The sequence below is a fragment of the Pseudoxanthomonas mexicana genome (genome assembly GCF_001556105.1).
GTDB lineage: Bacteria > Pseudomonadota > Gammaproteobacteria > Xanthomonadales > Xanthomonadaceae > Pseudoxanthomonas_A > Pseudoxanthomonas_A mexicana_A.
The window spans coordinates 1-18,053 of sequence record NZ_LSIF01000025.1 but is presented as its reverse complement, the minus strand read 5'-3'; the positions used below and the strand labels follow the sequence as shown (position 1 = coordinate 18,053).

The following is an 18,053-nucleotide window of genomic DNA, read 5'->3' as shown; positions in this document are numbered from 1 at the left end:
GCGACCTTCTGAGGTAGCACCGTTTAAGCCTCCGCAAGTTATCTGCGTCGACGTTGTCTTCACTTCGATCAAAGACCAGAAGCATTGCCAAACGAACACAAACCGCTTGTAGATAACCCAAATACTGCTTGCTACATCATTTTATAGCGTCTTGATAGTTTCGCCGCCGGCGTTGGTCAGGGCATCACTGGCGCGGTCGCGTTGGTCGGTATCCATGGCATGTACGATGACCGCTGAGCGGCCGTCACGCAGCGCGCTCTTGACCGCGTTCACGTAGGGCGAGTGATCCGGGCGCAATGTGACGAGCCCCCCGAGCATGGCACCGAAGACGCCGAAGAAGGCGACGATCACCACGGCCGAGAGGACCGGGGAGTTGACTACCGCGGCAATACCAGCGCCGCGTAACAGGCCGTAAGCCAAAATCCCGACCACCAGCCCAGCGAAGGCCATCTTGTAGTGTGCAATCAACATGGTTCGGAAAATGCCGTGGCTTTCTGGCTCCAATTGCCTACCGAGGTGCGCATCGCCTGGCGTGACGACCCGCACTCGACCAGGTGTGAGATGTAAGTCACCCGTCAGTCGCGCGGCCGCATTGCGCGCGCCCGTCGCATCGCGAAAAATTGCCGCGACTTTGCTGTCGGAAACTTCGCCGGTCAGCGGGGAGAAAATACTCATGGCCTGCTCCGTTTCGGTAAACCGACGCTAGGCGGTAGGACGTCAATTCGATGTGAATCCGGCAATGGTCTCAACTTGGGGGCTGGGCATCGGCAGAACACGCGCGGGAGCCGCACGCGATGCGCCGACCGCGGTATCCGCGTCGCGAATTGCCTCCGGCGGCGGCGACACAGCATGATCAGGCGCCGGATCCACAACGCTCGCCCCAGTCCATGGGGTGGTAGAGGTGGTGGCCTTCGTTCTGCGCCACAGCATCGAAGACGGCTTTGAGCCTTGCCGCTCGGGTCGCCGGCGTCTGCGATCTTGCACGGTTCTCAATTCTGGCAGCACTTAGTTTCCGCGAGCCCCATGCGTTCGGCCGTCCCCGTTACGCGGCCGCAGGATGCGCATTCGCAATGGCCTCTCGATGGCGGCCATCTGCGACACGCCATGGTGGATGACCACCTCCCGTTCCGTGCGGGTCGCCTCGATGTCCATCCCTATGACCTCAAACACGCGCGTGAGCACATATTTGTGGGTGCCGCTCTCCTCGCATACACCTTGAAGCCGACGCGCTCGGTTTCCACGGCTTGCAGCAGCAGTTCCTGCACTTAGGTGTTGTTGGGCAAGTTTGCCATTGTAGGTGACGTCCGCAGGGGGGGCTCTTTATCGACATAGGCCTGTTATGGTCGTGCAGCTTGGCTCCCGATCACGAGATCTTGATGAGTGTCGGGCCAGCGTCTAGCATCCGGCACGCGCAGGAAATTGCACACGCAGATTAATCGTCTAGTACAAAATGGAGGGCAGGATGGGACATCCGTTGCTGCGTCATAGCCCACATGGCACATCGTGGCATTGGGCTGAGCAGCTTGCGTCATTGCCATCGAGGGAGGAGCTGCAGATACCAAAAGGCGCGTCTCTCCTGCAATCGCGTGAACTCTCCCTTCGCAGCCATATCGTGGTTCAGGGCGCCCTGAAATCCTCGGTCCTAAGCGCAGGTGGCGACGAAACAACACTTGCGTTCCATTTTCCCAGCGAATTGGTTGCACTTCCCAATTCAAGTGCGGGATCGGGCTGCCTGGAGATCGTTGCGCTGGCGGATACACGCGTCTGCGCATTCTCGCTGGACGATCTGATGGCGGACCCACGCATTCTGCGTACGGTCAGGTCGAGGGTGATGCACGCCCTCCTGCAGCGCGTGCACGACGATTCGGACCACATCGCCTCGATGACGCGTCCACGGGCAGTGGATCGCGTCGGCATGTTCCTGGTAAGCCTGCACGATCGCACGGCGCGCTCCGAGCGGGTGCCAGATTGGCTTATGTTGCCCATGAGTCGCATGGACATCGCCAACTATCTAGGTCTGGTAATCGAGACGGTGAGTCGAAGTTTCACGAAATTGGCGGCATCCGGCATGATCGCCGTCGAGGGCCGAGGGGTACGCTACCTAGACCTTCCTCGTCTTCGACGCATGTGCGAGGGTGGTGCACGAGACATGGCGTGAGCATGCAAACGCCTCACCACGTGATGATCATGACGATACCGTGGGCTACTCTTGATGGCAAAGCCCCGCCGAAGCAATTCGTCTTTGACGACGTGGTAGACCTTTTCGAGCGTCTCAATGGAGAAGCTGATCGGAGTCTGTTCCCTCCCCAGTTCTGAGGCTGAATCGGCTTCATGTGGATCGCTGGCACTATTGCGGAAGTGCCGCCAACTTGCCTGGCGCAAGGAAGATCACCTTGACCGAGCCGGAGTTTGATCTATATAACTATTTCATCCTGGCCAAGCGCCTGCTGGCAGGCCTGCTTAGGGTGCGCCCTCTCTAAGGCTATTTTGCTTATGCCCTACACTAGACGATGAGCGCGCCTGGCGTTCGTACAAGAGATTTTAATGAGCAAGCCGACCTTGGACTCCATCGCCTCTGCCAAAGCCCAGCTTGAGGAAGAACTGCGAAAGCTGGAAGAGCAAGAAGTGCAGCTGCGCCAGCAGCAATCCAGCGATGCCTACGCCGAGGTGATGAGTCTGCTGGCCCAGTACGGAGCGTTGTTCACGGCCAAGCAAAAAGTCGACATCGTTACCGCGGCTGGATCCGCCAGCCCCGGCCGCGCGAAAAAGGCGGCGCCGAGCAAGGACATTGCGCCCAAGTACTGGTTGCCACATTCCGGCGAAACCTGGACCGGTCGCGGTCGCCCCCCGCGGGCCTTTACGGCTTGGGAGGGCACGGCCGCCTACAAGGAATGGAAGGCACGCCATCCCAACGAGAAATTTCCCAAGTTCCCCGGCTAAAGCAGGGGGCTTGAAACTGATCGGCCGCTGTTTTTAGAATTTGCGGGGGAGGCGGTTCTGGCCAGTGAATCATGAAAACGATCGTCGATAACGGGGCGGCGCTGGAGCTCAGCTCCGAGCAAAAGCGAACCAACTTTGACATCGCCTACTGGCAGGCGCGCTACAGCTTTGCCACTGGAGCCGGGTCCGCCCGGTTCCATGGGATCACGGTGGGATTCCACCCTTCCGAAGAGGCCGCCGAACGCGCTGCGTTGAGCGAGGCGCGCGAACAGGGATGGGGCCGGCGCCCTGATTAGCGGGTGGCTCGCCCTTGTTGCACACCCTCCATTATCGACTCTAGCGTAGGCGGTGCTATCCAGTATTGGTCCCCTAGCGCCGTGGCAATGGTGGTGAACACGCGCGTCAGGGCGCTATCGGGTAACGAGTGTGAGGGCGAGAAGCACAGCTTGCCCTCGTAGGAGCCTTGCGCCAGTTTCAATCGCCGCGGCAGCTCGCTGGCCAGGGTGTATTTGAGTATCTCAGCATTGCCGGGGTACTGCAGGCAGACCGAGGCCATGCTGCGGACCGTCGCCCAGCACGCATAGCGCCAGTGGCCCAAGCCGTAGCGGGCATCGTTGGGCTCCAGTAGCGCGCTCAGGCCTGCCAGATAAACGTCGCTAAAGTGATGGATGCGCAGTTGGTGTTGCAGGTAGGCATGGATTTCCTGGGGCAGCAGTTCCTGCCACACCCGCAGCCAGGTGGTAGCCAAGGCGCTTTCGTGCGCTTGGGTGGCCAAGTACGTCCGCAGCTGCTCCTCTACCTCTTCCAGCGGCGCATACGACCAGGTATAGGTCCAGGTCTGCTTTTCCCCACCGACCACGGGGAAACCATCGCACTGTCCGGGCAGATCCACCCGGATCAGTCCGAGCGTTCCCAGCACCGTGAGCACGGACTGCGTGCCCTCGACCGTGGGTGCCAACCGCATAGGGGAGTGGTGAGCTTGGATTAAGGCAAGCAGGTAGAGCGCGCCCCGGCCGCCGAGGTGGATGACGTCTGGAATGAGCGGCGCATCCGGACGCGGCGGGACGGCACGAACCGGCTTTGTTCTTTTCATGGGTCCAACACACCGGCCGGAAGGGGCGCAGCCCGATGCAGGAGGCCTTCATCGCGTTGCCTACCATCTAAGAATATCTTAGTATCCAAGCGTCCGTCACTTCGCCATCCTTATGCCTTCCTTGAGGGGGCGAAAGTGACCAGGCGGACGGCAGAACTTCCGGTTTTCGCGCGGCGTTTGGCGCTGGCGCGGGAAAGAGCCGGGTTATCCCAACGACAGCTCGGCATCCTGGCCGGCTTGGACCCCGCCGTGGCCTCACCGCGTATCAACCAGTACGAACGGGGCAAGCATGAGCCCCAGCTCAAGACCGCCAAGCAGCTGGCCGAGGTCTTGGGCGTGCCGGCGGCGTTGCTTTACACCGAAGACGAGCTCTTGGCCCAGCTGCTGCTGCAGTGGAACGGGCTTTCCGTGCGCAAGAAGAAGGCATTACTCAAAAGCATCGAGCTGGCCGGCGGCAGTCGGAAAACGCCACGCTGACCTAGCAGCACGCGTCCCAGGCCCTCAGGCATCGGGCTCCATCAGCGAGGCGGCCGGATTGTGGGCTACATCACCGGCCTGGAAATAGCCGATCGCCTGAGCCACGGAGCGGTGTTCGCTCAGCGCCATGAGGGCGGGCAGGGCGATGCCCCGGCGAGCGCCTTCGGTAATGAACCCCGAGCGCAGGCTATGCCCGCCAAAGTCCCCTTCCAGCCCGGCCTGCACGGCACGCCGCTGCACGATGGCCGCCACGGACTTGGGCGACAGCGCCGGTCCCACACGCTCGCCCCAGAGGCGGCGGAACAGGGCGCCCTCGGTGATGCCAGCGGCACTTAGCCACGCTTCCATCGCAGCGCCGGCACGACCGAGCACCGGCTTATCTGGCGTGGCGCTAGCGCCGGGGCCGCTTTGCTGGGTCTTGCTGTGCTCCAGGCGGTAGATGAATGCTGCAGGCCCGACACGGCGCAGGTCTTGCCAGTCGGCGGCGGCGATCTCGCTGCGCCGACGCCCGCCGCTGGCAAAGCCAAACAGCAGCAGCGCCGCATCGCGCCGTCCCTCGAGCGAGTCGTCACAGGTGGCCAGTAGGGCCTCAAGTTCGGCACGGGTGATGGCGCTCTTCTTGTGGGGCCGCTCACCGCGTTTGACCGACGCCCGCCGGCCACGTTTGAGCAACTGACGCACGGCCGGTGCCTCGCACGGGTTGGCCGCCTTGCGGGCCTGGTGGGCTGCCGAGAGCACCGCCACGCGATGCACGACGGTGCTGAGCTTGAAGGCACCGGTCTTCTGCTTCAGGCCCGCGGCCACGAGCTGGGCGTCCAACGTGGGCGGCAACTCCCATACCAATCCTGTCTTGCCGCGGCGGGCCAGATGGTCGACGACGAACTGGACCACGGCGGGCTCCGGGACGGTCAGGGCAATGGGCTGGCCAAAGCGGCCTTGGAACCAGGCAGCCCAGTAGCGCAGGGCGCTGGCGTAGCTGCGCGTGGTGTTGAGCGCGGCCGCTTCGGCCAGCAGCTCCTGCACCGCCTGGCGGGCCTGATGGGCGAGCCGATCAGGGGCCAGTAAGGGGGCATCGGCAGGAACGGGGGCGAGTATGCTAGATTTCATATGTAGTATGTATCTTTCAATACGAAACAGTGATGTTACTTCCGATAACTATCCCTTATCGGAAGTAAAGCACGAACACCCCTTTACTGGTAGTCGGAGAGCGTCATGGCCCGGGGCATTACCGAAAACGACGTCCACTCAGCAGCTGATGCCATCCTGCAGACCGGGGAGCGACCCACGGTGGAGCGCATCCGCGCCCACCTGGGAACCGGTTCGCCCAACACCGTGACACGCTGGCTAGAGACGTGGTGGCAGGCGCTAGGCCCGCGAGTGGCCCGTCACACCACGGCCATCGCGATACCCGCCGCGCCCGATGCGGTAGGACAGCTCGCCCAGCAGCTGTGGGAGCAGGCATTGGCGGCGGCCGACAGCCACGCGCAGGCAGGTGTGGCCGATGCTCACCGGCAGGTGGAGCAGCTTCGCCAAGAGTTGATGACGCAAGACCATGCCCGGGAAACACGGGTGGGTGAGTTCGTCGAGCAGGCGGGCCGGGCCACCCAGCGGGCCGAGCTTGCCGAGCAGCGGCTGGTGGATCTGCAGCACGCCTTTGAGGCACAGCACGCACAGATCGCCGAGCTCACCGGACAACGCCTAGCTCAGCAGGAGCGCGCGGACCGCCTGCAACACGAACTGGACTTGGCGCATCGAACCGCCACCGAGCGCGAGATTTCATGGACCGCCGAGCGCGACGCCATGGCCGAGCACGTGCGGTCGGTGGAGGATCGCGCCCACGCCGAGATCGATCGAGCGCGACAGGAGAGCAAGGACCTGCGGGTGCAAGGGTCAACAGGCCAGCGCGCTGCCCAAGAGCGCGAGCATCTGCTGCGGCAGCAGCGCGAAGAGGCCCGCGCCGCCAGCGCGGCGGCGGAGCAGCAGGCCAGCGAACTACGCGGCCGGGCGCAGGCATTGGAGCAGCAATTGGCACGTTTGGCCGAACTACCGGCCGCGCTTGAAGCGCGTCTGTCGCAAGCACGCAGTCGCCCCATCAAGCGCCCCGGCGCTAAAGCAGCGGTGTCTGGACCCACCAAGCGCGCCAGCAAGACTCCGGCGCGTGCACGCTAACCGGAATCACGCCGGTGCCTACGACACCGTCCCGCTAAGCTTCACCTGATTTATGCGGCAGCGCAGGTTCAATGCGGTGCATGAGCACCGCTATCGCCAAGCTTGATAACGTCCGCGACAACCAAGGGCATCAGTGGGTAACGACTCTGGGGAATGGGGGACGCCCCAAGCTTGAGGTGGGCACCGTCGTGCAGATTGAAGCCGTGGCCTCGGGGGATGTGCTGTATGGCTTTGCCGTTGGGGATGACACCGTAGCGGTCTCCGAATGGAGCGATCACGGCACCTTCGAGTTTCATGTGCTCGAGCGCTACGCAGGAAAGACGGTGGTACTCCACGTGGCCGTACGCCGTCACGGCACCGTGGGGAAAAGGCATTCGGACTGGTTGGCAGAAGTGGATGATTTCTGGGTCATCCAATACGAGGTTGCGGCCGAGGATGCACGCGCGTGAATGGGCAGAGGTGTTGCTGGCCACCCATGAAACCGCCAGGCGGTAGCGCATGAAGCAACGTTACCGACACCATATCGAGCGCTTCTGCCAAGCCCGGGGCGTCGAGATTCCCACATCGTTCTATCGGGTGCCGACGAGCCGGTATGCGGCCATTGACGAATCCAAAGTGCCCTCCAGCCTCGTGGCCAAGACCTGGTTCAACAAGGAAAGTCTGTCCTATTACCTGAGCCGCGTGGCATCGCCCGGCACGGTGCGTGCGTTCGATTTCCATGAGGGGTACGAGATGGTCTTCGATGGTCAGGAAGTAAAGCGCGGCCCGCCCATCCCGTTGTGAGCTAGCGCTAGCGGCCACGAGGACACCGCCTCCGAGAACAAGGTAGTTCGCCCCGTCTTCACTCCGGCGGGGCCACTGTGCAGGGCATCAGGAGGCCCCCATGACCATCGCAGGCACGCCCCAGGATCAGTTCGCCCCCGGCGCCCCCAGCCGCCACCCGATCACTCTCCACGTCAACGACCATGCCTACCCCTTGGACGTTCAAGCCTGGTCGACCCTGCTGGATGTACTGCGCGAGCAGGTGGGTCTGACAGGGACCAAGAAGGGCTGCGACCACGGGCAATGTGGCGCCTGCACCGTGCTGATCGATGGCAGACGGCTCAATAGCTGCCTGCTGCTGGCCGCTTTGCAAGACGGTAAGGCCATCACCACGGTTGAAGGCTTGGCCAAAGGTGAGGTGTTACACCCCCTACAGGAGGCGTTTCTCCAACACGATGCCTTTCAGTGCGGCTATTGCACGCCGGGCCAGCTGTGTTCGGCCGTCGGTCTGATCAATGAGGGGCGTGCGCGTACGCGGGATGATGTCCGAGAGTTGATGAGTGGCAACATTTGCCGATGCGGGGCCTACACGCAGATCACGACGGCCGTATGCGAGGTGGCAGGCATCGACCAGAGTCGTGATCCCAATCAACCCATTGTGGTGGGGAGCGTGCCGGCATGAATCCCTTCGACCTGGTTGGCGCAACAGACACGGCAGCGGCTCGACGCGCGCTCGGATCCATCAACCCGAACCAGCCACGCATTACGCGTCCGCAGTTCCTGGCCGGGGGGACCAACGTGCTGGACCTGATGAAGGCAGGCGTTACCCAACCGCCGCGCCTGGTCAGCATTGCCGATGTTGGCCTGAAGGGCATCACCTGGTCTGAGGAGGAGGGTTTGCGCTTGGGGGCCACGGCGCATAACGCCGACACGGCATACCACCCGCTGGTCAGCCAACATGCCCCGTTGCTGGCGTCGGCGATCCTGGCCGGCGCATCACCCCAAATCCGCAACGCAGCTACCAACGGCGGAAATCTGCTCCAGCGCACGCGCTGCATCTATTTCTACGATGTGGCATTGCCTTGCAACAAGCGCGCCCCCGGCAGCGGTTGCAGCGCCATCGGGGGAGTGACACGGCAGCACGCGATATTGGGCGCCAGCACGGCCTGTATCGCCACCCATCCTTCTGACATGTGTGTGGCGCTGGGAGCATTGGGTGCGCTGGTTGAAGTGGAGGAAGAGGCAGGCAAGCGGCTCATTCCGTTTTCTCGGTTCCATCGCTTGCCGGGCGAGCACCCAGAGCATGACACCGAGTTGCCTGCCGATGCCCTGATCACCGCCATTGTGATTCCGCCCAACGACTACGCTGCCCATTCGGTCTACCTGAAGATTCGGGACCGGGCCTCCTATGCCTTTGCACTGGTCTCCGTTGCGGTGGGTTTGGATCTGTTCGACGACGGCACCGTGCGATCGGCACGCATTGCCCTGGGCGGGGTTGCCCACAAGCCCTGGCGCATTGAGGAAGCGGAGGCACTGCTGGCCGGTGAGCGTCCCAGTGGAGCGGTACTGGACCGCGTGGCCGATCGCATCTTGGACGGCGCTGTGGGGCAGGGGGGGAATGACTTTAAGATTGAACTGGCCCGCCGGTTGATTGCGCGTGGTATCACCGTCGCCGCACGAGGCACGGTGACCAACGACACCGCGCACACGAATGAAGGTAAGGAGCGCCCACATGGTTAAGGCGCTGGACGATCTCCCTACGCCCGTCGCGGCGCCCGGTACAGGGCATGTCCGCAAAGGACAGCCACTCACCCGCATCGATGGACCTGCCAAAGTCCGCGGTCAGGCACGGTATGCGGCAGAGTTTCCTGCACAAGATTTGGCGTATGGCGTGGTGGTCAATACGGCCGTGGCCAAAGGCCGGATCACTGCCATCCATCTCGACGCCGCGCTGGCGGTCGAAGGTGTCTTGGACGTGCTGACGCACGAGCGTCGCCCGTCCATGCGCTCAGCGCGGCTGTTTCACAAGGATATGGTTGCCCCGGGCGGCAAACCGTTTCGTCCTCTCTACGATGATCGTGTGCTCTACAGCGGGCAGCCGGTCGCGTTGGTCGTGGCGACGACCTTCGAAGCCGCCCGTCGCGCGGCCATGCTGGTTCGTGTGGACGTGGAAACCGAGCCCCACGAAACGTCACTTCGCGCCCATCTGGACAAAGGCCATGCACCCAAGGGGTTGAAGTTTGGCTTCAAGCCCCCGCCGAAGGAGAAAGGGGATGCCTCGGCAGCCTGGCACAACGCGCCGTTCCACATCCAGGCAACCGCCTACGCGGAGGCCCAACATCACAATCCCATGGAGCTCTTTGCTACGACCGTGGTGAGAGACGCCAAAGGGCGCATGGTGGCTCATGACAAGACGCAGGGATCTCAGAATTGCCGCTGGTATGCCTCGCACGCGCTAGGCATTCCCAAGTCTCGTCTCACGGTGCGTAATGCCTTTGTCGGCGGGGCTTTTGGCTCGGGCCTTCGACCCAACTATGCATTGCTGCTGGCCGTCATGGCCTCCGAACACCTGGACCGCTCCGTGCGCGTGGTGTTGTCACGCCAGCAGATGTTTACCTTCGGGCACCGACCCGAAACCTGGCAACAGATTCGGCTCTCGGCTGATGGCCAAGGGCGATTGCAATCCATCGAGCACGACGCGCTGACCGAAACCTCCCGGGTAGAGGACTACTCCGAAGTAGTAGTGAACTGGTCAGGGCAGTTGTACGCCTGTGACAACATTCGGCTGTCGCACAAGTTGGTGGATCTGGACCGCTTTACGCCGATGGACATGCGCGCTCCCGGCGCGGCGCACGGCGTACATGCTTTGGAGGTCGCCATTGATGCCATGGCCTATGAGGTCGGCATGGACCCGCTTGATTTTCGGCTGGTCAACTACGCCGATGTCCACCCGACCGAAGACAAGCCCTTTTCCTCCAAAGCCCTTCGGGAATGTTTTGCGCTAGGGGCTGAGCGATTCGGATGGGCGGACCGGCCGCTGGAAACCCGAGCCCGGAAGATAGGGACCGAGTACGTGGGGTGGGGCATGGCAACCGGCACGTGGGATGCCTTGCAGATGTTCGCCCGCGGCAAGGCGGTCTTGGATCGTGAGGGCCGGCTGGTGGTCAGCAGCGCGGCCACTGACATTGGGACGGGCACCTATACGGTGATGGCACAGATCGCCGCCGATGCTATGGGACTGCCTCTTGAGCAGGTCACCTTCCGACTAGGCGACTCGACTTTGCCTGTTGCACCTGTGGAGGGCGGATCCGCCCATGTGGCGACCGTGGGCTCGGCGATCGAAGGCGTCTGCGACAAGCTGCGAGCCGAGCTGTTGAAACTGGCCAAGCGGGATCGGGAAGGGGATTTCCGGGGCTGTAAGGGCGAGGACGTCGAGTGCTCGGAAGGCATGCTGCGGCGTAAGGATGGCGGCGCAGCGATCTCTATCATTCAGCTGATGGCCTTAGCCAAGGACGACACGATCGAGGCCAGTTACCTGCTTTTGCCCAACCAGCGCGAACAGTCCAAGTACGCGCGGGCCACGCATTCGGCGGTGTTTTGCGAAGTGCGCGTAGACGAGGCCTTGGGCACGGTACGTGTTACCCGCGTGGTGAGTGCCATCGCAGCGGGACGCATCATCAATCCAATGGCGGCTCGCAGCCAAATCCTCGGCGGAGTTGTTTGGGGTATCAGTCATGCACTTCATGAAGCCAGCCACGATGACCCACGGCTAGGTCGCTTCATGAACCATGATTTTGCCGAGTACCACGTGACCGTCAACGCGGACGTACATGACATCGAGGTCCTGTTCGCGGAAGAGGATGATCGCGTCGTTAGCCGATTGGGTGCCAAAGGTGTGGGCGAGATCGGGCTGGTAGGCGTTTCAGCGGCCATCGCCAACGCCATTTACCACGCCGTAGGCGTGCGGCTCTATGACACCCCCATTACCCCAGACAAGGTGATGGAAGCACTGATATGCGACGAACTTCAATGAGCCACGCCGCTAGCCATCGATTTGGCTCACCTCCGGTGCAGGCGCCCAGCGGTGCCCGGATGGGACTTTCGGCGACCATCGCCAATGTGATCCATCATGCAACGGAAGTGCAATCTTCGGCCACGCCCATTACATCGGACAAGGTCATAGGCGGACTTCAGTAAACCGGGCCTAGCTAAGCAAAGTCTTCTTCGGGGCCTCAGTAGCGCTCGTAGAATCGACATCCGCCCTCTGCTTCCCGCCTTGGCTCATGCGGCAAGCAACTGCATCAGCTGACTCAGCCGAAACGGCTTCTGCAGAAAATGGGCGTACTCAGGCAGGCTGGGAAGCTGTTGTGGCGGATGGCCTGAGGCTAGGATCACGCGCGCTTGAGGACGGGAGCGCTTCAACTGTTCGGCCAGATCAATTCCATTCTCCTGACCAGGCATGTGCACATCGCTGACGAGGACGTCGCAGGCGAAGTCTTCCAAGATCATCTTGGCGGTGTGTGCATCTTCGGCAACGCGAACCTCCATACCGGCGTCCTGCAGGACATCGGACAACAGAGCGCGCAACTCGACTTGGTCCTCGACTAGTAGCACTCGTATCGAGCGCCCTGTAAGCGCTATGTCCGAAGGAGGAGCGTCCTGAGCTCCCGCTTGCCTGGTATGTGCGTCATCCATTGCCATGCTCGCCCCTAGAAAAGTCGGACAAGAATTGAGAGGAGAGTGTGAAGAAGTTGTAAACGTAAATGAAGGTAGCATGGCGTTTTGCAGTCGGGGGCAGGGGATGAGCCAAAAGGTAACGGGGCAGCGGCATCGGGATGTCAGCATTTCCCTCATTGCGTTAGGGGTGGCCGTCACGACCATCGGGCTTGAGGTCGTCATCCCGCTGGGCTACGCCGTGTGGCTGCTGTACTTCCTTGCTATTGGCGTGACGGTGTACCAGCGGCGGCCCTGGGTGCCGGTGGCCATTGCCGTGCTGGCGTGTGCGTTGTTGGTCTTCGGCTTCCACTTAGCTCCCCCCAGCCACAATTCAGCCTTCTCGGTCGTAAATCGAACGGTGGGGGGCATGTGCTTCTTGACCACCGCTCTGATCGTCATGCAGGCGATTAAGGCGCGCCTCCAGGCCGAGCGAGCGCTCTGGCTGCAGGAGGTGGAAAACGAAGTCTCCGGGGTACTTCAGGGCGAACAGAGTCCGCAGGCCTTGGCAGAGGGAGCATTGCGTGTTCTTTGCGACCATGTTGGGGCCCACACAGGCGTGCTGTACCGCTTGGCTGGTCAGGAATTGGTGCTGGTAGGTGGCGTTGCCCTCGCGCGCGAGGTCCCCAACCGGATTGAAGCCGGTTCTGGTCAACTCTGGGAGGCAATCGCCAAGCGCAGCACACGAGTGGTTCGGGGCATTGAGGCATCCCATGTTGGCGTGGAGTCCGCATTAGGCCGAAGCGCAGCCATGAAGTTGCTCGTGGCGCCGCTGACCGTGGATGGTGCCGCCTCCGGTGCTCTGGAGTTGGGTTTGATTGAATCGGCTGTCGATGAATCGACGGCCGTGGAGCTGCTCCAGCGCTGTGCAGATACGATTGGCATCGCCCTCAGGACGGCCATGCTGCGCACCGAGCTGCTCGAGTTGCTGGAGGAAACCCAGCGCCAAGGGGAGGAACTGCAGGCGCAGCAGGAAGAGTTGCGGGTTGCCAATGAGGAGCTGGAAGAGCAAAGCCGAACCCTGCAGCATTCACAGGTCAATCTGGAGCAGCAGCAGGCTGAGCTGGAGCAAACCAATGTCCAGTTGGAAGAACGAACGCATGAGTTGGAGGGACAGCGGCAGCAGCTCCTGTCGGCTCAAGACAACTTGATGCGCAGCCGTGAGGAACTCTTAGCCGCATCACGCTACAAGTCAGAATTCTTGGCCAACATGTCGCATGAGCTTCGCACGCCGCTGAACAGCTCGCTGATCTTGGCCAAACTGCTTGCCGATAACAAGGAAAGCACGCTCACCGCTGACCAGGTCAAGTACGCCCAAGCGATCCATTCTTCCAACAACGATCTGCTGGCGCTGATCAATGACATCCTAGACCTATCAAAAATCGAGGCAGGGCACGTCGAGCTACAAGATGACACCCTGAGCACTGACAGCGTGCTGGAGCGGCTTCGCGAGACGTTTGATCCATTGGCACGCCAGAAGGGGCTGGACCTATCACTGGTGATTGAGGCCGGGGCCCCAGCCCAGTTCGTGGCAGACGGACAGCGCCTGCAACAGATCCTGAAAAACCTGCTGGCCAATGCCATCAAATTCACTGAGCGCGGTTCGGTCAGCCTCCATGTCAAAGAGGCGCAGGCACGTATCGGGTTCGTGGTGTGCGACACGGGTATCGGCATCGCACGCGAGCAAACCGAGGTGATCTTCGAGGCATTTCGCCAGGCAGACGGGAGTACCAGCCGCCGTTTCGGAGGTACCGGGCTGGGGTTGGCCATTTCCCGTGACCTGGCCGCCCGAATGGGCGGGTCGCTCAGCGTGGAGAGCGAACCTGGCCGCGGCAGTTGCTTCACGTTGATCATTCCTACCGACGGGGCGCCGGCCGCCGATCAGGTACCGGCCGCTGCGCCCTTACCGGAAGGTGGCTACCCTGCGGCTGCTCAGACCACCCGTCTGGTAGCGTTACCCACCACCACCTCTGCACCCGCGGCTCCGGCCGCCGTACTGGTGACTGCCAGTCCGATCACTCGACGATTTCAAGACCGTCTGATCCTGGCGATTGAAGATGACGTCGAGTTTGGTCAGGCCCTGATCGGCCTGGCTCAAGACCTCAGCTTTGACTGTGTGGTCGCCTCGACGGCCGAGGAAGGGCTGCGGTTGGCCGCTGAGCTGCGCCCCAATGGCATCCTGTTGGATATCGGCTTGCCGGATGTGTCCGGGCTGAGCGTGCTGGAGCGCCTGAAGCGCGATCCGGCCACCCGCCACGTGCCCGTGCATGTGGTGTCGGCTCTGGAGCGCACCCAGGTTGCCATGGAGCTTGGTGCGGTGGGCTATCTGATAAAGCCGGCCACCCGGGAGCGATTGGTCAGCGCCATTGAACAGTTGGAACAGACTCATGCGCGCGACGTGCGTCGCCTGTTGATCGTGGAGGATGATCAGGAACTGCGGCAGAGCCTGCAGCTGTTGCTCGCCCGCGAACAACTGGAGATTGTCGCCGTCGGTACGATCGCCGAAGCCATCGAAAAACTCGATGGCACTACATTCGACTGCATGATTACCGATCTGGCCTTGCCCGATGGCAGCGGCTATGACCTGCTGGAGAGAATGTCGGCCAGTGCCACCGGCGCTTTCCCACCGGTGATCGTGTACACCGGTCGTGCACTGACGCGCCACGAAGAGCAGCGCCTGCGTCGCTATTCCAAGAGCATCATCATCAAGGGGGCGCGCTCGCCGGAACGCTTGCTGGATGAGGTCACGCTCTTCCTACATAGCGTGGAAGCCAACCTGCCGGGTGACCAGCAGCGCATGCTGCGGGAGGTCCGCCGGCGTGATGCCGTACTGGACGGACGCAATGTCCTGCTGGTCGAGGACGACGTGCGCAACATCTTCGCCTTGTCCAGTGTATTGGAACCGCTGGGTGTGCGCCTTCAGATCGCCCGCAACGGACGCGAGGCGCTCGACACGCTCGTCAATCACGACTTCGACTTGGTGCTTATGGACATCATGATGCCGGAGATGGATGGACTGACGGCCATGCGGGAGATACGTCGCAATCCACAATGGCAGGATTTGCCAATCATTGCCCTGACTGCAAAGGCAATGCCCGACGATCGAGAGCACTGCCTGGAGGCCGGGGCCAACGACTACATCGCAAAGCCGGTCGATGTGGAGAAGCTGGTGTCCTTGTGCCGGGTATGGTGCGCACGTCAATGACGCCCAGTGAGCTGTTCGATCTGGAACTGGCGGTGTTGTTGGAAGCGCTGTACCGACGCTATCACTATGACTTTCGCGAGTACGCGATCTCTTCCCTGCGTAGGCGCGTGCGCCAGGCCATGGATCGCTTCCAGTGTGATTCGGTAGCTGCATTGCAACATCGACTGTTGCACGAGCCGGCTCTGTTTGCCCAAGCCATGCAGTACTTCACCGTCCAGGTCTCGGAGATGTTCCGGGATCCGGAATACTTCAAGGTCCTCCGGGAGCAGGTGGTGCCGGTGCTAAAGACCTACCCCTCATGCAAAGTGTGGGTGGCTGGCTGCAGCACCGGGGAGGAGGTGTGGTCTCTGGCTATCATGCTTGATGAAGAAGGTCTTCTGGAACGTACGGTCGTGTACGCCACCGACATTAATCCGGAAGCGCTGGCCAGCGCGGAAGCCGGGGTCTTTGCTCTGGATCGCATGGCACAGTTCAGTCGCAGCTACCTTGACGCTGGCGGACGGGGCTCGCTGTCGGATTACTACACCACCGCCTATAACGGCGCGCTGTTTGATCGGCGCCTTAAGCGAAACATCGTCTTCACAGACCACAGCTTAGCCACCGACGCGGTATTTTCCGAGGTCCACTTCGTGTCGTGCCGCAATGTGTTGATCTACTTCAAGCGCAGCCTGCAGGACCGAGCAGTGGGGTTGTTCCATGAAGCCTTGGTGCACCGCGGCTTTCTGGGGTTGGGCAGCAAGGAATCTCTGCAGTTCGGTGAGCATGCGGCCGACTTTGAAGTGAGCTCGCGCGCTCAGCGGCTTTACCGGAAGATCGCATGACAGCGCCGTTGACACGTCTTGGCGAAGCCTTTGACCTGATCGTCGTTGGCGCATCTGCTGGCGGAGTAGCAGCCGTAAGGACCCTGCTGGAGGCGTTTCCCGCGGGCTGTTCAGCGGTGGTCCTGATTGTGTTGCACCTCCCGCGCGACCGGCCTAGCCAAGTAGCCGAGCTTTTCGCACAGTACTGTGCACTGCCTGTAGCGGAGGCGGAGGATAAGGCACCGCTCACGCCAGGCAGGGTATGGATAGCGCCGCCGGACTACCACCTGCTGGTGGAAGATCGAGATACGATGTCGCTCAGCTTGGACGAGCCTGTCCTGTTTTCCCGGCCAGCAATCGACCCTTTGTTCGAGAGCGCGGCAGCTGTCTTCGCTGATCGCGTGCTGGCGATCCTGCTTACCGGCGCCTCCAACGATGGCAGTGAGGGCGTAGCGGCTATTCGAGCCAGTGGCGGCCAAGCATGGATACAACAGCCCGAAGAGGCCACGTCGCCCATGATGCCCGCCTCCGCGTTGGCCTATGCAGGGGCCGATGCGGTGCTTACCCTGGATCAGATCAGTGCACGCTTAAGGAGTTTTCAGCCTTGAACATCAGCTTGTCCAATCCCGAGCCGGCGAGTAACGCGCCGATCAATATCCTGGTCGTCGACGATGTGCACGAGAACCTGGTGGCCATGCGCGCGCTCTTGCAGGTCGAAGGGGTACGGGTGCTGTGCGCTGCCTCTGGCGCGCAGGCCCTGGAACTTCTGCTTGTCCATGAAGTAGCGGTGGCTCTGCTAGACGTGCAAATGCCGGAGATGGACGGCTTTTCGTTGGCCGAGTTGATGCGCGGTGCGGCGCGCAGCCGAGAAGTACCGATTATCTTCCTGACGGCTTCACCGAACGACCCCAAGCGGGCCTTTAAAGGGTATGAAGCCGGTGCCGTGGACTTCCTGCACAAGCCCATTGAGTCCCATGTCATCCTCAGCAAGACCAATGTGTTTGTTCAGTTGTTCCAGCAACGTCAGCTCTTGAAGGAACGGGCTGAATCTCTGGAAAGAGCCCTCAAGCTCAATGAAACCATGATGGCGGTACTGACGCACGATCTGCGGACCCCGCTCTCGGCTATGCTGTTGTGCGCAGAAAAGCTGGCTCTGCAGCTTCCGGCGGATGAGCGCGTACAACGGACCCTGTCGCAGTTGGAGACAAGCGGCTGGAGGATGGCCCGAATGGTGGAGCAGCTGCTGGATTTCTCGCGCATCCGCTTGGGCGGCTTTCGGATTGAGCCTCGGACGATCGACCTGACGCAGGTATTGCAAGGAGCGATCGATGAAGTAAAACGAGTCCATACCCATGCAGACATTGAATATGAGGCCCAGCAGCCGTTGGAGGTCAAGGCAGATCCGGATCGACTGACTCAGGTGATAATTAACCTCGTGGGGAATGCGGTGATCCACGGCAAAGAGGGACCTGTTCGTATTGTCGTGGAGACCTCGACGCAGAGCCACATTGTTCTGCGAGTTTCAAACCAGGGTCATATCAATGAAGAACTGCTTCCTCGTCTGTTCGAGCCATTTAAGGGGGCATTTCATGCCAGTCAGGGACTTGGCCTCGGGCTGTTCATTGCCGATCAATTCGTCAGGGCCCATGGCGGCACTCTCTCGGCGACGAATGACAACGGCGAGGTCCATTTGGTGGCTCGTTTCGAAAGACTGCGCGAGCCTACTGCGAGTGAATCGCCCCGGGTTTCATAGACAACTACAAGCCTGATAGTCCCGCCTGCCGTTCGAACTCTACCGGAGAGACGCCTCCATTGGAGCCGTGCCGGCGTTTGGGGTTGCGACGTCCCCCCGCTTTCAGTAGCGGAACCATTTGGAGTCCGGGGTTACTGTAGC

Annotated in this window: 18 protein-coding genes; 14 read left to right on the top strand and 4 right to left on the bottom strand. The window is 61.6% G+C overall.

The genetic code is table 11. From position 1 onward, the window contains the following. Positions 1 to 141 precede the first annotated feature (141 nt). A complete protein-coding gene (locus tag AX730_RS03035; protein WP_062351764.1) occupies positions 142 to 675 on the bottom strand; it encodes a hypothetical protein in 534 nt (177 codons plus the stop codon). A gap of 787 nt (positions 676 to 1,462) precedes the next feature. Here AX730_RS03035 and AX730_RS18320 point away from each other — a divergent pair. From AX730_RS18320 to AX730_RS03020, 3 genes are all read left to right on the top strand, one after another. Then, a complete protein-coding gene (locus tag AX730_RS18320) occupies positions 1,463 to 2,158 on the top strand; it encodes a Crp/Fnr family transcriptional regulator (RefSeq protein ID WP_198147000.1) in 696 nt (231 codons plus the stop codon). Between the two features lie 386 nt (positions 2,159 to 2,544). Further along, on the top strand, positions 2,545 to 2,940 hold the full coding sequence (locus AX730_RS03025) for an H-NS histone family protein (RefSeq protein WP_062351759.1): 396 nt from the start codon (positions 2,545 to 2,547) through the stop codon (positions 2,938 to 2,940). A 71-nt stretch (positions 2,941 to 3,011) separates the two neighbouring features. Next, positions 3,012 to 3,236: a hypothetical protein gene (locus tag AX730_RS03020; protein ID WP_062351756.1), complete on the top strand. Its 225-nt coding sequence runs from the start codon at positions 3,012 to 3,014 to the stop codon at positions 3,234 to 3,236. Here the strand turns inward: AX730_RS03020 and AX730_RS03015 are convergent. Continuing rightward, positions 3,233 to 4,033, bottom strand: coding sequence for a hypothetical protein (locus AX730_RS03015; RefSeq protein ID WP_232310165.1), 801 nt, complete (start codon positions 4,031 to 4,033; stop codon positions 3,233 to 3,235). The two genes, AX730_RS03020 and AX730_RS03015, sit on opposite strands and share 4 nt — an antisense overlap. Before the next feature lie 135 nt (positions 4,034 to 4,168). Here AX730_RS03015 and AX730_RS03010 point away from each other — a divergent pair, with 135 nt between their 5' ends. Then, positions 4,169 to 4,510 carry a helix-turn-helix domain-containing protein gene (locus tag AX730_RS03010; protein ID WP_062351751.1) on the top strand — a complete coding sequence of 114 codons (342 nt, stop codon included), beginning with the start codon at positions 4,169 to 4,171 and terminating at the stop codon, positions 4,508 to 4,510. A 24-nt stretch (positions 4,511 to 4,534) separates the two neighbouring features. Here the strand turns inward: AX730_RS03010 and AX730_RS03005 are convergent, their stop codons facing one another. Next, positions 4,535 to 5,617, bottom strand: a complete 1,083-nt coding sequence (locus AX730_RS03005; RefSeq protein ID WP_062351748.1) for a site-specific integrase — start codon at positions 5,615 to 5,617, stop codon at positions 4,535 to 4,537. Positions 5,618 to 5,722: 105 nt separating this feature from the next. Here AX730_RS03005 and AX730_RS03000 point away from each other — a divergent pair, with 105 nt between their 5' ends. The 6 genes from AX730_RS03000 to AX730_RS02975 all read left to right on the top strand — a co-directional run bounded on the left by AX730_RS03000 (position 5,723) and on the right by AX730_RS02975 (position 11,474). Then, the gene (locus tag AX730_RS03000; RefSeq protein ID WP_062351746.1) at positions 5,723 to 6,679 is read left to right on the top strand and encodes a DNA-binding protein; all 957 of its coding nucleotides are present in this window, start codon (positions 5,723 to 5,725) and stop codon (positions 6,677 to 6,679) included. Positions 6,680 to 6,759: 80 nt separating this feature from the next. Continuing rightward, complete coding sequence (locus tag AX730_RS02995) at positions 6,760 to 7,128, top strand: hypothetical protein (RefSeq protein ID WP_157074072.1); 369 nt, start codon at positions 6,760 to 6,762, stop codon at positions 7,126 to 7,128. 49 nt (positions 7,129 to 7,177) lie between these two features. Next, positions 7,178 to 7,462, top strand: coding sequence for a hypothetical protein (locus tag AX730_RS02990; protein WP_062351743.1), 285 nt, complete (start codon positions 7,178 to 7,180; stop codon positions 7,460 to 7,462). 100 nt (positions 7,463 to 7,562) lie between these two features. Then, on the top strand, positions 7,563 to 8,123 hold the full coding sequence (locus AX730_RS02985) for a (2Fe-2S)-binding protein (RefSeq protein WP_062351740.1): 561 nt from the start codon (positions 7,563 to 7,565) through the stop codon (positions 8,121 to 8,123). Beyond that, the gene (locus AX730_RS02980) at positions 8,120 to 9,181 is read left to right on the top strand and encodes an FAD binding domain-containing protein (protein WP_062351738.1); all 1,062 of its coding nucleotides are present in this window, start codon (positions 8,120 to 8,122) and stop codon (positions 9,179 to 9,181) included. Before AX730_RS02985 ends, AX730_RS02980 begins: the two co-directional genes overlap by 4 nt. Then, positions 9,174 to 11,474 (top strand): xanthine dehydrogenase family protein molybdopterin-binding subunit, encoded by a 2,301-nt coding sequence (locus AX730_RS02975; RefSeq protein ID WP_232310164.1) that lies wholly within the window; start codon positions 9,174 to 9,176, stop codon positions 11,472 to 11,474. Before AX730_RS02980 ends, AX730_RS02975 begins: the two co-directional genes overlap by 8 nt. Positions 11,475 to 11,722: 248 nt before the next feature. On the opposite strand, the gene AX730_RS02970 is transcribed toward AX730_RS02975, so the two are convergent. Further along, on the bottom strand, positions 11,723 to 12,055 hold the full coding sequence (locus AX730_RS02970) for a response regulator (protein WP_269746981.1): 333 nt from the start codon (positions 12,053 to 12,055) through the stop codon (positions 11,723 to 11,725). Positions 12,056 to 12,242: 187 nt separating this feature from the next. Between AX730_RS02970 and AX730_RS02965 the strand changes: the two genes are divergently transcribed. The 4 genes from AX730_RS02965 to AX730_RS02950 are packed head-to-tail and all read left to right on the top strand — an operon-like array spanning position 12,243 to position 17,912. Beyond that, the gene (locus tag AX730_RS02965) at positions 12,243 to 15,359 is read left to right on the top strand and encodes a response regulator (protein ID WP_062351732.1); all 3,117 of its coding nucleotides are present in this window, start codon (positions 12,243 to 12,245) and stop codon (positions 15,357 to 15,359) included. Next, positions 15,356 to 16,180, top strand: coding sequence for a CheR family methyltransferase (locus AX730_RS02960; RefSeq protein WP_062352014.1), 825 nt, complete (start codon positions 15,356 to 15,358; stop codon positions 16,178 to 16,180). Before AX730_RS02965 ends, AX730_RS02960 begins: the two co-directional genes overlap by 4 nt. Further along, on the top strand, positions 16,177 to 16,767 hold the full coding sequence (locus AX730_RS02955) for a chemotaxis protein CheB (protein ID WP_062351730.1): 591 nt from the start codon (positions 16,177 to 16,179) through the stop codon (positions 16,765 to 16,767). Before AX730_RS02960 ends, AX730_RS02955 begins: the two co-directional genes overlap by 4 nt. Then, complete coding sequence (locus AX730_RS02950) at positions 16,764 to 17,912, top strand: hybrid sensor histidine kinase/response regulator (protein ID WP_062351728.1); 1,149 nt, start codon at positions 16,764 to 16,766, stop codon at positions 17,910 to 17,912. The genes AX730_RS02955 and AX730_RS02950 overlap by 4 nt, the downstream gene beginning before the upstream one ends. Positions 17,913 to 18,053: the final 141 nt, after the last annotated feature.

Coding starts and splice junctions, on each gene's coding strand:
- AX730_RS03035 (WP_062351764.1), bottom strand. CDS start 675: ATGAGTATTTTCTCCCCGCTGACCGGCGAAGTTTCCGACAGCAAAGTC.
- AX730_RS18320 (WP_198147000.1), top strand. CDS start 1,463: ATGGGACATCCGTTGCTGCGTCATAGCCCACATGGCACATCGTGGCAT.
- AX730_RS03025 (WP_062351759.1), top strand. CDS start 2,545: ATGAGCAAGCCGACCTTGGACTCCATCGCCTCTGCCAAAGCCCAGCTT.
- AX730_RS03020 (WP_062351756.1), top strand. CDS start 3,012: ATGAAAACGATCGTCGATAACGGGGCGGCGCTGGAGCTCAGCTCCGAG.
- AX730_RS03015 (WP_232310165.1), bottom strand. CDS start 4,033: ATGAAAAGAACAAAGCCGGTTCGTGCCGTCCCGCCGCGTCCGGATGCG.
- AX730_RS03005 (WP_062351748.1), bottom strand. CDS start 5,617: ATGAAATCTAGCATACTCGCCCCCGTTCCTGCCGATGCCCCCTTACTG.
- AX730_RS03000 (WP_062351746.1), top strand. CDS start 5,723: ATGGCCCGGGGCATTACCGAAAACGACGTCCACTCAGCAGCTGATGCC.
- AX730_RS02995 (WP_157074072.1), top strand. CDS start 6,760: ATGAGCACCGCTATCGCCAAGCTTGATAACGTCCGCGACAACCAAGGG.
- AX730_RS02990 (WP_062351743.1), top strand. CDS start 7,178: ATGAAGCAACGTTACCGACACCATATCGAGCGCTTCTGCCAAGCCCGG.
- AX730_RS02985 (WP_062351740.1), top strand. CDS start 7,563: ATGACCATCGCAGGCACGCCCCAGGATCAGTTCGCCCCCGGCGCCCCC.
- AX730_RS02980 (WP_062351738.1), top strand. CDS start 8,120: ATGAATCCCTTCGACCTGGTTGGCGCAACAGACACGGCAGCGGCTCGA.
- AX730_RS02975 (WP_232310164.1), top strand. CDS start 9,174: ATGGTTAAGGCGCTGGACGATCTCCCTACGCCCGTCGCGGCGCCCGGT.
- AX730_RS02965 (WP_062351732.1), top strand. CDS start 12,243: ATGAGCCAAAAGGTAACGGGGCAGCGGCATCGGGATGTCAGCATTTCC.
- AX730_RS02960 (WP_062352014.1), top strand. CDS start 15,356: ATGACGCCCAGTGAGCTGTTCGATCTGGAACTGGCGGTGTTGTTGGAA.
- AX730_RS02955 (WP_062351730.1), top strand. CDS start 16,177: ATGACAGCGCCGTTGACACGTCTTGGCGAAGCCTTTGACCTGATCGTC.